The sequence below is a fragment of the Buchnera aphidicola (Kurisakia onigurumii) genome (assembly GCF_039394605.1).
GTDB lineage: Bacteria > Pseudomonadota > Gammaproteobacteria > Enterobacterales > Enterobacteriaceae > Buchnera_I > Buchnera_I aphidicola_B.
This window is the reverse complement of sequence record NZ_CP135033.1, coordinates 248,015-262,885: the sequence shown is the minus strand read 5'-3', so window position 1 is coordinate 262,885 and position 14,871 is coordinate 248,015. Positions and strand designations below refer to the sequence as shown.

11 protein-coding genes are annotated in these 14,871 nt (G+C 20.2%); 3 read left to right on the top strand and 8 right to left on the bottom strand.

The window, feature by feature from the left end:
* Window positions 1–14: 14 nt before the first annotated feature.
* The 3 genes from RJU59_RS01140 to RJU59_RS01130 all read right to left on the bottom strand — a co-directional run bounded on the left by RJU59_RS01140 (window position 15) and on the right by RJU59_RS01130 (window position 5,032).
* Window positions 15–2,801 carry a 2-oxoglutarate dehydrogenase E1 component gene (locus RJU59_RS01140; RefSeq protein ID WP_343154995.1) on the bottom strand — a complete coding sequence of 929 codons (2,787 nt, stop codon included), beginning with the start codon at window positions 2,799–2,801 and terminating at the stop codon, window positions 15–17.
* A gap of 61 nt (window positions 2,802–2,862) precedes the next feature.
* On the bottom strand, window positions 2,863–3,603 hold the full coding sequence (locus tag RJU59_RS01135) for a Nif3-like dinuclear metal center hexameric protein (protein WP_343128385.1): 741 nt from the start codon (window positions 3,601–3,603) through the stop codon (window positions 2,863–2,865).
* Window positions 3,604–3,607: 4 nt separating this feature from the next.
* Window positions 3,608–5,032, bottom strand: coding sequence for a cryptochrome/photolyase family protein (locus tag RJU59_RS01130; protein ID WP_343154994.1), 1,425 nt, complete (start codon window positions 5,030–5,032; stop codon window positions 3,608–3,610).
* A 162-nt stretch (window positions 5,033–5,194) separates the two neighbouring features.
* On the opposite strand from RJU59_RS01130, the gene fldA reads away from it, so the two are divergent.
* Entirely contained in the window at window positions 5,195–5,716 is a 522-nt protein-coding gene (fldA, locus tag RJU59_RS01125; RefSeq protein ID WP_343154993.1) for a flavodoxin FldA, read from the top strand.
* 105 nt (window positions 5,717–5,821) lie between these two features.
* Here the strand turns inward: fldA and gap are convergent, their stop codons facing one another.
* The 4 genes from gap to RJU59_RS01105 are packed head-to-tail and all read right to left on the bottom strand — an operon-like array spanning window position 5,822 to window position 10,013.
* Window positions 5,822–6,823 (bottom strand): type I glyceraldehyde-3-phosphate dehydrogenase, encoded by a 1,002-nt coding sequence (gene gap, locus RJU59_RS01120; protein ID WP_343128382.1) that lies wholly within the window; start codon window positions 6,821–6,823, stop codon window positions 5,822–5,824.
* Between the two features lie 60 nt (window positions 6,824–6,883).
* Window positions 6,884–8,113: an ABC transporter permease gene (locus RJU59_RS01115; RefSeq protein ID WP_343154992.1), complete on the bottom strand. Its 1,230-nt coding sequence runs from the start codon at window positions 8,111–8,113 to the stop codon at window positions 6,884–6,886.
* Between the two features lie 18 nt (window positions 8,114–8,131).
* A complete protein-coding gene (locus tag RJU59_RS01110) occupies window positions 8,132–8,818 on the bottom strand; it encodes an ABC transporter ATP-binding protein (protein WP_343155310.1) in 687 nt (228 codons plus the stop codon).
* On the bottom strand, window positions 8,811–10,013 hold the full coding sequence (locus RJU59_RS01105; RefSeq protein WP_343155308.1) for an FtsX-like permease family protein: 1,203 nt from the start codon (window positions 10,011–10,013) through the stop codon (window positions 8,811–8,813). Before RJU59_RS01105 ends, RJU59_RS01110 begins: the two co-directional genes overlap by 8 nt.
* A 254-nt stretch (window positions 10,014–10,267) precedes the next feature.
* Between RJU59_RS01105 and RJU59_RS01100 the strand changes: the two genes are divergently transcribed.
* Both RJU59_RS01100 and RJU59_RS01095 read left to right on the top strand, forming a co-directional pair.
* A complete protein-coding gene (locus tag RJU59_RS01100; protein ID WP_343155323.1) occupies window positions 10,268–12,313 on the top strand; it encodes a DEAD/DEAH box helicase in 2,046 nt (681 codons plus the stop codon).
* A gap of 84 nt (window positions 12,314–12,397) precedes the next feature.
* Complete coding sequence (locus tag RJU59_RS01095; protein WP_343155306.1) at window positions 12,398–13,381, top strand: beta-propeller fold lactonase family protein; 984 nt, start codon at window positions 12,398–12,400, stop codon at window positions 13,379–13,381.
* A 205-nt stretch (window positions 13,382–13,586) separates the two neighbouring features.
* On the opposite strand, the gene glyA is transcribed toward RJU59_RS01095, so the two are convergent.
* Window positions 13,587–14,840, bottom strand: a complete 1,254-nt coding sequence (gene glyA, locus RJU59_RS01090) for a serine hydroxymethyltransferase (RefSeq protein ID WP_428994331.1) — start codon at window positions 14,838–14,840, stop codon at window positions 13,587–13,589.
* Between the last annotated feature and the right edge of the window lie 31 nt (window positions 14,841–14,871).

The following is a 14,871-nucleotide window of genomic DNA, read 5'->3' as shown; positions in this document are numbered from 1 at the left end:
ACATTTTCCTTTTATTAAACTAAATTTAAAGCTTCCTGAATTATTCTCTTTTGTTGCATTACATGCATATTAATATTTCCAACAGCAGTACAAGATGATATAGGCCTACCTACATATTTTAATTGATCATTTCTAATTTTATTTATATTATAAGAATATAAAATTATATTAATTTTATCTTTTATATAAGTCCAAGAACCTTGATTTAAAGGTTCTTCTTGACACCAAATATATTCTTTTACATGAGAATATTCTTCAATTATTTTTTTAATATCTTTAATAGGAAATGGATACATTTTTTCGATTCTAATAATAGAAATATTATTTATCTGATATTTTATTTTTTTTTCAAATAACTCATAATAAATTTTACCTGAACAAAAAATAATTTTTGTAATGTTTTTACTGTTTATATTATTAGTATCAATAATGACATTTAAAAATTTTTCTTTTTCAAAATCATTAATTTTAGAATAACTAAGAGAATTTCTTAGCATAGATTTAGGAGAAATAATAATTAAAGGATTTATATTTTTTTTAAAAATTTGATTACAAATTAAATTATACATTTGTGAAGAAGTGGTAGGTATACATACTTCTATATTTTTTTCTGCAGATAATTGCAAATATCGTTCTATTCTTGCTGAAGAATGTTCTGGTCCTTGACCTTCATAACCATGGGGTAATAATAAAATTAAATTACTCCTATCGCCCCATTTTTTTTCTCCACTAACAATAAATTGATCTATAATATTTTGAGCACCATTTGCAAAATCTCCAAACTGTGCTTCCCATATTGTTAATGTATGTAATTGATTCACAGAATATCCATATTCAAAAGCTATAGATGATTCTTCTGATAATACAGAATCCCAAGAATCAAAATTTCCTTTAACATAATTTATATTTTTTAAAGGAGTATAAACTAATCCATTATTTTGATCATATACATTAATATGTCTATGAAAAAAAGTACCTCTATTTACATCTTGTCCTGTTAATCTACATGAAATACCTGCATACAATAATCTAGAATAAGCTAGTATTTCTGCACTACCCCAATCTAACATTTTTTTTTCTTTAAATAATTTTATTTTATTAAAATATATTTTTTTTACCAAAGGATGTAATGAAATTTTATTAGGAATATGTGTAACTGTATTAAACAATTTTTTTAATATATTTTTATCAACATAATTTTTTTTATTTTGTAACAAATATTTATTTTTTTTATAATTTTTATTTTTTAATATTGGTTTATCTAAAATTTTTTCATATAATTTTTGATAAAAATTTTTTTTTATTTTAGATAAAAAATTTTTTTTTATAACTTGTTGTGAAATTAAATACGAATTGAAAATTTGACATATTGTTGGATGATTATGAATCTTTTGATACATCAAAGGTTGTGTAACACTAGGATCATCAACTTCATTATGACCATTTCTTCTGTAAGATAATAAATCTATAAAAACATCTTTTTTAAATTTGTTTCTAAAATCTAATGCTAATTTTCCTATAAATAAAACAGATTCAGGATCATCTGCATTTACATGAAAAACTGGAGAATTAATCATTTTTGCAATATCAGTACAATACTGTGTAGATCTTAAATCTTTTTGTTCAGATGTAGTAAATCCTATCTGATTATTAATTACAATATGAATTGATCCATTAATTCCATATGCTCTTGTTTGAGACATATTCAGAGATTCTTGAACAACTCCTTGTCCACTAATAGCAGCATCCCCATGTATGATTATAGGAATTACTTTCTTATATCTATTTTTTCTTTTATTTAAATCTAATTGTAGTCTTACTGCACCCATTAAAACAGGGTATACAATTTCTAAATGAGACGGATTACATCTTATATTTAAATATAATTTTTTATTATTTTTATTTTTTATAACACGATCATATCCTAAATGATACTTAACATCACCATTATAATTTTTTTTTATTATTTCCGTTCCTTGAAATTCATTAACAATTTTTTTTATATTTTTTTTAAAAATATTCGAAAGAACATTTAAACGACCTCTATGAGCCATAGCTAAAAATATATTTTTTGTATCATCATCTTGTGTACAAATATTAATTATATAATTTAGCAATGGAATTAAAACCTCACAACCCTCTAACGAAAATCTTTTTGATCCTGGAAAATTTGTATGTAAATATTTTTCAAATTCTTCTGATTTAATTATTTTTTTTAATATATTTATTTTTTCATCATTAGTAAAAAAAAATTTAGGATGTTGATTTTCTATATAGCGTTGAATCCATTTTTTTTCGCACATATTATCAAGATGCATATATTCTGATCCTACAGATCTACAATATATTTTTTCTAATATATAAACTAAATTGTTTAATAAAGGATAAAATTTTTTTATTTCAGGAAAAAAAATATTTATTATTTCACATTCATGTTCTTTAATATTTTTAAAATATTTTTTACACTTAGAATATAATTTTTTTTTGTCTATTTTTTTTAAAGGATTAGTATTAGCATATTTATATCCTTGAGTTCTAAAAAAATTAATTAAATTTGAAACTTGTGTACTATTATTTTTTGTGTCTATTTTATTTCTTGTGACAGAATAGTTTTTATATAAAAAATTATTTTTTTTTATTGATATATCTATTTTATTATTAATTTTGGAAAAACTTTGTTTTAATAAAGAAAAATCTGTGAATGAATTATCTTTATAACTATCTATACTTTCTATATAAGATTGATTAGCTATATATAACCATGAAGAACTGTTCCAAAAATTAAAATTTTTATTATTCATTAATATCTCTTGTTATGATTTTAATTAATAAGTATTTTTTAAAATTAATAATATATAAATTTTAAACAGGATTATTTAAATTAATAAATTGTACATTAAGGTCAAAATTTTTTGACAACCATAAACCTAATTTTTTTATTCCATCACATTCAGTAGCATGATGACCAGAAGAAAAAAAATGTACCTTATTTTCTTTTGCAATATGCATAGTTTCTTCAGAAACTTCTCCTGTAATATATGCATCTATTTTAAAATTAATAGCATCATGAAAAAAACTTTGTCCTTTTCCTGAACACCAAGCTATTTTTTTAATTTTTTTAAATTTTTGATCAAAATGTAAGGGAGTTCGACAATATTTTGATTTAATGCGATGAAATAATTCTGTTCCGGTAATATAAGAATCAAATTCTCCCCATAATACATAAGGTAAAATATTTCCCTTAATATTTATATTTAATTTTTTAGCTATTTGCACATTATTTCCTAATTTTTCATGAATATCTAATGGTAAATGCCAACTATATAAATTTATATTATTATCTAAAATAGATTTAATCCTATTTTTCATAATTCCACGAATGATTTTTTTTTCATTTTTCCAAAAGTATCCGTGATGTACAATGATCGCATCGACATTATTTTTGATACCTATATCTATTAATTCTTGAGATGCAGTGACTCCACAAATAATATTATTTATTTCCGAAGTACCTTCAATTTGTAAACCATTAGGACAATAATCTTTTATTTTTTCAGAATTTAATTTTTTATTTATAATTTTTTCAAGTGAAATATTATTCATAATTTTATTTTTTATTATCTTTATTTATTTTTTTGAAAATTTCTAAAAATTTTTGTTTACTTATATGTAAATCTACTATTGGATGTGGATAATTAATATTTATTTTATTTTTATTAATCCATTCATGTGGATTATGTATATACAAATTTGGAACCGATCGTAATTCTGGGATATATCTTTTTATAAATAAACCATATTTATCAAATTTTTTAGATTGTAATATAGGATTAAAAAATCGAAAATACGGCATATGATCTACTCCAAAAGAAGAAACCCATTGCCAACCTCCATTATTTGATGCATAATCTCCATCCATTAATTTAGAAATAAAATATAATTCTCCTTTTCTCCAATCTACTAATAAATTTTTTACTAAAAAGCTAGCAGTAATCATTCTTAATCTATTATGCATCCATCCAGTATTATTTAATTGTCTCATTCCAGCATCAATTATTGGATATCCAGTTAATCCATTTTTCCAAGATTGAAAATAATAAGAATTATTTTCCCAAGTTATTTTTTTTTCTAGAATAGAAAATGTATATCCTTTACTTAATATAGGATTATGAAATACTAAATATTTATAAAATTCTCTCCATAACAATTCATTTATCCATGGAAAAAATTTATTTTTTACATCAATATTATTTTTATTTTTTTTTAAAACATAAAATAAACACTGTTTAACAGTTATAATTCCTAAAGATAAATATACTGATAAAAAGCTTGTTCCATATACAGATGGAAAATTACGATTTATACCATATTTCTTAATTTTTTTTTTACAAAATAATTTTAATTTACGTAAAGCGTATTCTTCTCCTACTATAAAATTATTTTTATTTTTTTTATAAATCAAATTTTCTATATATATTAATTTTTTTTTTTTATATCTTTTTGGTAAAAATGAAATATATTTAATTTTATATTTTTTTATTTTTTTTAGAATTAATTTCTTAAAAAAATAAAATTTTTTATAAGATTTTCCTTTTTGACTATGAATTAAAGAAGGATCATACAAAGAATTTCCATGAAAATTTTTTACTGAAATATTATTTTTTAACAATTGATGATCTGCATAATTATCTCTATTTATTTCATCAAGTTCATATTCTTTATTATAATAAACACAAGATATATTTTCTTGAATACTCAATTTTACGAGATAATTTACTGAAGAAATATAATCCATATTATTTATAATTAATAATGGAATATTTATTACATATAATTTTTTTCTTAAATATAGAACATTTCTATGTATGAATTTTATTTTTATAGAAGGTATAAAATATTTTTTCCATTGATTGATTACCATGAAAAAAATTCCTATACATCCCCTATTTATAGAGTTTTTATAAGCATGATACAATGCTGGATTGTCATTTATTCTTAAATCATTTCTAAACCATATTATATTTTTTTTCATAAAAATTTTTCATATTTATATATATAAAATATATCGATAAAATATTAAATGTATTTATAAGATATAAATCTTTACATGTAAATAAATTTTTAGTTAAAATGAAATTTTATAAATATATATAATAATTATTTATTTATCTTTAAATTAACAATTGAGAAAAAAATGGAAAAAATAGGTATTTTTTTTGGTAGTGATACCGGTAATACAGAAAGCATTGCAAAAATGATACAAAAAAATTTAGGAAAAAAAAATTCTAAAATTTTTGATATATCAGAATCAACAAAAAACGATATTGAAAAATATAATTTTTTGATATTTGGAATTCCAACATGGTATTATGGAGAAATTCAATGTGATTGGAATAATTTTATACCTATATTAAAAAAAATAGATTTTAAAAATAAAATTGTTGCATTTTTTGGTTGTGGAGACCAAGAAGATTATTCAGAATATTTTTGTGACGCATTAAAACCTATATTTGATATAGTAAAAAAAAATAATGGAAATATAATTGGAAAATGGCCTATAACTGGTTATAAATTTAAATCATCTAAATCACTAATTGATTCCAAAAATTTTTTAGGATTAATTATAGATGAAGATAGACAATCAGAAAAAACAGAAGAAAGAATAAAAGAATGGGTTTTAAATATTTCTTCTGAATTTAATAAAAAAAAAATTTAATTATTTAAATTAGTTATACCTTTAAAAGGTATAACTTTATAAATTTAATAAAATTAATATTATAATATTAATTAAAAAATTATAAAAAAAAATTTTTTTTATATTTTAATAAAAATTTGCAACTAAAGAAACTAAATCTAAAACCTTACTAGAATATCCTATTTCGTTATCATACCAAGAAACTAATTTAAAAAAATTATTATTTAATGATAAACCTGCTTTTTCATCAAAAATGGAAGTGAATGTCGTTCCATTAAAATCACTGGAAACAACCTCTTCGTTTGTATATCCTATAATTCCTTTCATATCATTTTTTGAATAATGTTTTACTAGTTCACATACTTCAAAATAAGAAGCAGATTTTTTTTGACGAATAGTTAAATCTATTACAGATACATTACTTGTAGGAACTCTAAATGCAATACCTGTTAATTTACCTAATAAATCAGGAATAACTTTTCCAACTGCATTTGCAGCTCCAGTAGAAGATGGTATAATATTTTGCATAGCACTTCTACCACCTCTCCAATCTTTATATGAAGGACTATCAACTGCTTTTTGAGTTGCTGTAGTAGCATGTACAGTAGTCATTAAACCTTCTATAATTCCAAAATTATCATTTATTATTTTTGCTAAAGGAGCTAAACAATTTGTAGTACAAGATGCATTAGAAACAATTCTTTCTCCTTTATATTGATCAAAATTAACTCCATTTACAAACATAGGTGTATCGTCTTTAGACGGTCCAGTTAAAATAACTTTTTTTGCACCGGATTCCAAATGAAGATTAGCTTGTTTTTTTGTTAAAAATATTCCAGTAGATTCTACTACTACATCAATATCTAATTTTTTCCAATTTAATTTTGCAATATTAGATTCAGAAAATATATAAATTTTTTTATTTTTAATTACTAAAGTATTATTTTTTATTTTTATTTTTTCATTAAACATTCCATGCGTAGAATCATATTTCAACATGTAAGCTATATATTCTATTGATATAAGATCATTAATTGCTACTATTTCTATATCAGAACGAGTCTGTGCTAACCTAAAAACCATTCTTCCAATTCGACCGAATCCATTAATTGCAACTTTTATTTTCATATTCTTAACCTTAAATTAAATACTATTTTGTTTTATTATCAATTGAATTATCAAAAATTTTTATGAAATTACTAATATTTTTTTAGGATAAAAATTTTTTACTTTATATAGTGGATAAATAATTGATAGTAAAAATACTGATATTAATAAAATAAAAGTGAATATAACATTGTTCCAGCTAAATTTAACTAATAAATAATAATTATTTAATTCTATATTATTATTATAATAATTTATTTGAAAAAAATTTTTTATATAATATTTTAATATTACAACAAAAAATACTCCTATAACTAAACCTATTACACCTGGAAAAATAATGTTATTAATAGAAAATAAAAAAAAAGTTTTTTGAATTAAATTATTCTCTACACCTAAAGTTTTTAATATAGCAATTTCACGATATTTTTCTGTTATTTTTATAAAAGTAGATCCTGTGATTAATAAAAAAGTTAAAAGTAAAATTAAACATATCGAAAATTGTATCATGATTTCTATTATTCTAATATCATAAAATAATTCTGAAAAAATATCTTTCCAATTAAAAATGTGTGTAAAAGGGAAAATCTTTTTTTTGATTATATTTATTTTCGCATCTGCTTTTAAAGGTTTATTTAATTGTAATTCTAACCCATCATAATTATTTAAAATATTTAATATTAATTGCATATTTTTTATAGGAGTAATTATATAATTTTGATCCATACTAGTATCAGTATGTAAAATTCCTATAATATTAATTTTTATAAAATCAATATTATGATCAGAATAAAAATTTTTTTTATTTAAAAAAATCAAATCAAGATCGTTACCTTGTTTCCAATTTAATGATTTAACAATATTAGATCCTAATACAACATTAAGTTGATTTTTTTTAAATTCTATTTTATTATTTTTTTTTATAAATTTAATATGATCAATTATTGGATTATTTATAAAAGAAATACCTTTTAAATATATATATTGAAATTTATTATTTTTATTTTTTAAAATACATTTTTTTAAAATATAAGGTTTAATATTTTTTATTTCTGATACTGTTTCTAATCTTTTTTTGATAAAAGTAATATTTTCATTATTTAATCGTTCTTGAATATTAATATGAGGGATACAAGAAAATATTTTTTTGTATAAATTATCATTATAACCCGTTCTAATACTTAACGTAATGAAAATTATAAAAATACTAATTAATATTCCTATTTTGGAAAAATTTATTACAAAAATTGTCAAAGAATTTCTGTTATTTTTGTTGTCTAATCGCTTAGATAAAAAAAAAGGTAAATACATAATTTTTTATGTAATTCTTTATAATATAATATTTTTTAATAATAGATTTCCTTGATTCATTTCTGCTTGAATAGGAAATACTTTAAAAATTTGAATATGATGTGTGACAACTATAACAGTAGTATTATATTTTTTGTTAAATTTTAAAAATAAATCTAATACTAACCGAGAATTAATTTCATCTAAATTTCCTGTCGGTTCATCTGCAATTATTAATTTAGGTTTACTCACTAAAGCTCTAGCAATAGCTATTCTTTGTCTTTCTCCTCCAGATAAAGAAGAAGGATTTTTATGAAAAATGTTATCTTTTAAACCTACTTGATGTAACATTTTTATAGATTTTTCATAAGCAATTGATTTTTTTTCTTTTTTAATTAATAAAGGTAAAGCAACATTTTCTAAACAACTAAAATCAAAAAGCAAATAATGAAATTGATATATAAATCCTATATTATTTTTTCTTAAACAAGATAATTGATCTTGATTCATATTTTTTATACTAATTCCATTAAAAAATATATCTCCTGAAGATATTGAATCTAATCCTGCTATAATATGTAATAAGGTACTTTTTCCTGATCCAGAAGATCCGATTATAACCATCATATTTCCCTGTTTAAGAGAAAAATTAATATTTTTGAGTATATTATTATTTTTTGTATTTTTACATAAATTCATACAAGAAATAAAAAGATTTTTATTCATGTATCAAAACCTTAATGGGACATATTTTACTAATATAATAAATAGGATATATAGTAAATAAAATAATTAGTAATAAAAAACAAGAATTTATCAAAAAAATTTGAAATATATTTAATTCCATGGGTATACATAAACCTGTATCACTTATATTTAAAAATATATTTATTATATTTATTTTAAATAACAAAAAAAACATTATTATGTTACTACATAATACTCCCGAAAAACCTATTATCATGATATAACAGATAAACAGAAAAAAAATATTTTTATTAGTTAATCCTAATGTTTTAAATATTGCAATACTATTTTTTTTTTCTTGGATACAAATACAAGTAGAAATAGCGATATTGATAAATGATAGTATCATAATAATAAAAACAAATATTCTCATAATAGAATTTTCTATTTTCATTACAGTAAATAAAGTACCATCAGTATCTCTCCAATCTTGGAAAATAAAATTTGAAGAAAATTTAAATTTATCAATTACATCTGAAACATGTAATGGATTATTAATCCAAATATTCCATCCTGTAATATTTTTATTAGAAAAATGTAATATATTTCTCATATCATGTTGATGTAAAAAAATTTTTTCATTACTTTCATTTCCTTTTAGCTTAAATATTCCAGAAACTTTACATTTAATTTTTTGTTCTTTTTTTATAAAATTATCTGATTTATCATAAAAAGGAACTATTATTTCTACTATATCTCCTAAATATAATTTAAAAATTTTAGCTGTATCAAAACTAATAGAAATATTAATATATTTTTTTTTAAAAAAAAATAATCTATGTAAATCAATTAATTTATTTTTTTTTATATTGTATTTTTTTTTTATTCCTATTAAATTTTTCATAAAAATATAATTATTTTTTTTTAAAAATACTAATTTTGAAATAAAAGGAATTATTTTATATATTTTTTTGCTTAAAAGAATTTCTTTAGGAAAATTATTTATTTGAACTTTATTATTTTTTGTAGTAATTATTATATGAGGATATTTAGATAACAAATTTTTTTTAAAATAATGAGACATACCATTCATCATAGAAACAACAATAAATAATGAAATTATTCCTAATAGTATCCCTAACATTGAAAAAAAAATCATGATCTTAAGAAAAAAACTATTGTAAGAACTCCATAAGCATCTGAATAAAATATGTAAATATATTCGTATAATCATATATAATCTAACTCAAAATAAAAAAATAAAATAAATTTTAAAAAATTTTTATTCGTAAGTAAATAAAAATAATTATTAAATATATTTTTTAATATTAATATTAAAAAATATATTTAATAATTATTTTTAATATATATTTTAACATTTTTATTATAAACATTAAATATTATCTATAATATAAATTTTTTTTATAAATATATTTATATTTATAAAAAAGTTTTATATAAAAAATACATTAAAAACTTTACTTAGGGATTACAAAAATAAAAATTAATAACTTATTCATACATATAGAACATGGAATCGGTCGATATAAAGGATTAAAAAATATAAAAATAAATAATATAAAAAATGAATATTTAATTTTAGAATATGCTAATAAAGCAAAATTATATGTTCCAATATATTATCTATATTTAATAAAAAAATATTCTCATCCAAATAGTTCAAATATTACATTAAGTGATTTAGGAAGTAAAAAATGGAATATAGAAAAAAATAAAATTGTAAAAAAAATATTTGATTCAGCTGCAAAGTTATTACAAATTTATGCACATAGAAAATCAAGTAAAGGATTTTCCTTTATCAACAATATAGAAAAATATCAAAAATTTATACTAAAATGTCCCTTTGAAACTACAAAAGATCAAAAAAAAGCTATTAATTCTGTATTTCATGACATGTATAAACCAATTCCTATGGATCGAGTAATATGTGGAGATGTAGGATTAGGAAAAACAGAAGTAGCAATTCATGCATCTTTTTTATCAATAATAAATAAAAAACAAGTTTCTATTCTTGTACCTACGACATTGCTAGCACAACAACACTTTCATAATTTTAAAGAACGATTTAATCAATTTAATGTAAATATTCAATGTTTAACTCGATTAGAAAAAAAAGAAAATATAATTTTAAAAAATCTTCGAAACGGAAAAATAAATATTTTAATAGGAACTCATAAAATTTTACTTAAAAAAATAATATGGAAAAATATAGGATTATTAATCATTGATGAAGAACATAGATTTGGAGTTTTTCAAAAAGAATATATAAAAAAAATATACCCACAAATAGATATTCTTACATTAACTGCAACTCCTCTTCCTAGAACTTTAAATATGGTAATTCATGGAATACGTAATATAACTATGATTAATACACCTCCAAAAAAAAGACTACCTGTTAAAACATTTGTACAAGAATATGATTTATTATTAATTAAAAAAATTATTAAAAAAGAATTACGCAGAGGAGGACAAGTTTACTATGTTTTTAATGACATTTTAAAAATTAAAAATGTAATGACAAAACTATTAAAAATAATACCAAATTTAAATATTCGAATAGGTCATAGTAAGTTATCTCCAAGAAAACTAAAAATTATAATGCAAGATTTTTATAATAAAAAATTTGACGTTTTATTATGTACTACTATTATTGAAACAGGAATAGATATACCAAATGTAAATTCTATTATAGTGGAAAATTCTCATATGTTCGGATTATCCCAATTACACCAATTAAGAGGAAGGGTTGGAAGATCTAATTTACAAGGATATGCTTGGTTTTTAGTTCATAATTTAAAAAATATTAACGAAAAATCAAAAATAAGATTATCTATTCTTGCTTCTATCAAAAATACATCAGGGATAGGTATATTATTATCCCAATATGATTTAGAAATGAGAGGTGTTGGAGAAATTTTAGGAAAAGAACAAAGTGGATTTATAAATAATATTGGAATACATTTTTATTCTGAATTATTAAAAAAATCGATTCAAATATTAAAAAATAAAAATAATTTGAATAAAAAAGATATTTTTAAAAAAATACCTGAAATAGAACTAAATATTTCTTCTATATTCCCTTCTACATATATAGAAAATCCTTGTACTAGAATTAAATTCTATAGAAAATTATCTTTAGTCACAAAATTAAAAAAATTACAAAAAATTGAAAAAAAAATTATTAAAAAATTTGGAATATTTCCAGAAGAAACAAAAAATTTAATATTAATTACAAAAATAAGAATTATGTCCTATTATATAGGTATTAAAAAAATACATTCTAATGATAAAAAATTAACACTATTTTTTTTAAAAAAAAATAATTTAAATTTTACAAATTTATTAAATTTTATAAAAAAAAATGTAAAAATATGGAAAATCAATAAAGATAATATTATTGAATTAAATTATAGTTCAAAAAATCAATACGATAAAAAAAAATTTATTTTAAATTTAGTTACAAATTCTTTTCATAATCGATTAAATCAAGAGAAATTAATTAATAATTAATAATGATTAATAATATTTTATTAAAGATAAACATATTAATTAAAAATATTATTTAATACATAAATTGTAAAAGGATATCAATATATGCATTTTTATATTTCTAATGCTAATAGTAGTAATATTCAAGTATTAAATTTTAAAAAAAATAATGAAATAAATATTATACAAGAAGAAAAAGTAAAAGGAGAACCTCAACCAATTACAATATCAAACACAAAAAAAATACTATATATTGGAATTAAATTTAAAAATAGAATTAATACTTATAAAATATTACAAGATAAAAAAATTAAAAAAATACATTCTTTTGATGTTATTGGAACTCCTAATCACATTTCCCTTGATATAGAAGAAAAATTTTTGTTTTGTAGTTCATTTCATGGAAATTTAATTAATATAATTTTATTAGATAATCTAGGAATACCAAAAAAAATAATACATACAATTAATAATGTTCCAGGATGTCATTTTTCTTGCACAAATATTGATAATACACATCTTATTTCTACATCTTTAAAATCAGATAAATTTTATATTTATAAATTCAAAGAAAAAACTTTTTTTCCAGAAACTAAAAAAAAAATTAAATTAAATAAAAAATCTGGACCTAGACATTTAGTATTTCATCCAAATAAAACAATTATATATAATATCAATGAACTAAATGGAACAATAGATGTTTGGAAGTTTCAAAAAAATGAATTTTTTAATATAAAAAATATACAAAATATATCAATTATACCTCATGAATATAAAAATCCTCCTTGGAGTAGTGATATACATATTACAAAAAACGGAAATTTTTTATATGCTTCTGATCGAAATGCAAGTATTATTACTCTTTTTAAAATAAATATATATAATGGAAAATTAATACTTATTGATTATTATGTTACAGAAGAACAACCAAGATCTTTTTGTATCAGTAAAAATGAAAAATACTTAATAGTATTAGGAGAAAAATCTAACTCTATTTCAATTTACAAAATAAATAATAAAAATGGATCATTATTATTTTTACATAATATGATCGTTGGATCAAGACCAATTTGGGTTGCATCTAATTAAAAATTTTTTAAAAAAATATTTTATTTTTCATGAATAGAATAATAATACTATTATTATCATTAATATCATTAATTAAAAAATTTTTAAAAATTAATAATACGTTCTGCATATTAATAGTATTGATTATCGAAAATTTTAAAATATATATTCTATTATTTTCATAATTTTATTAAAATTATTAATGATAATAACTTATCAATAGAAATTAAATTCGATACACAGGATGCTTAAAACACATATCTAAAACTTTATTTTTAATTTCTTGTATTGTTGTATTACAATCAATATTGTTTAATATTTCAATTATCCAAAGAGATAATATTGATGTTTCTTTATCTTGAAAACCTCTACGAGTTATTGCTGGTGTTCCTATACGTATTCCTGAAGTAACAAAAGGACTTCTAGAATCGTTAGGAATACTATTTTTATTAACAGTAATATTTGCTTTATGTAAAACTTCTTCTGCTTTTTTACCTGTAATGTTTCTATCTGTTAAATCAATTAAAAATAAATGATTTTTTGTTCCTCCAGATACTATCTTAAAATTATTTTTTAAAAAAATTTCTACCATAATTTGAGCATTTCTAATTACTTGTTTTTGATAATTTTTAAATTTAGAGCTCATTGCTTCTTTAAATGATACAGCTTTTGCTGCAATAACATGCATTAAAGGTCCTCCTTGAGTTCCTGGAAAAATTGATGAATTAATTTTTTTGTATAATTCTTCATTTTTTTCGTTCGATAATATCAAACCTCCTCTAGGTCCTGCTAAAGTTTTATGTGTTGTCGAAGTTACAACATGTGCGTAAGGTAATGGATTTGAATATAGTTTAGATGCTACTAAACCTGCTATATGTGACATATCAACTAATAAATAAGATCCAATACTATCTGATATTTCTCTTAATAATTTCCAATCACATAATCCAGAATAAGCTGAAAAACCTCCTATAATCATTTTGGGTTTATATTTATTTGCTAACTTCTCTATTTGTATATAATCAATTTTTCCTTTGTTATTAATTCCATAAGATATTGATTGGTATATTTTTCCTGAAAAATTAACTTTAGATCCATGAGTTAAATGACCTCCATGATTTAAATCCATTCCTAATATAATATCATAAGGATTCAGTAAAGCAGAATAAACAGCATTATTAGCTTGTGAACCAGAATGTGGTTGTACATTTGCATAATCTGCTTGAAATAATTCTTTAGCTCTATTAATTGCTAAAAGTTCTATTTCATCAACATACTCACATCCTGCATAATATCGTTTTTTAGGATATCCTTCTGCATATTTATTAGTCAATTGAGATCCTTGTAATTCAAGTACTAATGCACTTGCGTAATTTTCAGAAGCAATTAATTCAATATTTTCTTCTTGTCTTTGATTTTCCTTATCTACCATATTCCATAATTTTAAATCATATTTCTGTAATTTATTTGTATGTATCAATTTACATTCCTTTTTTAAGTATTAAAATATA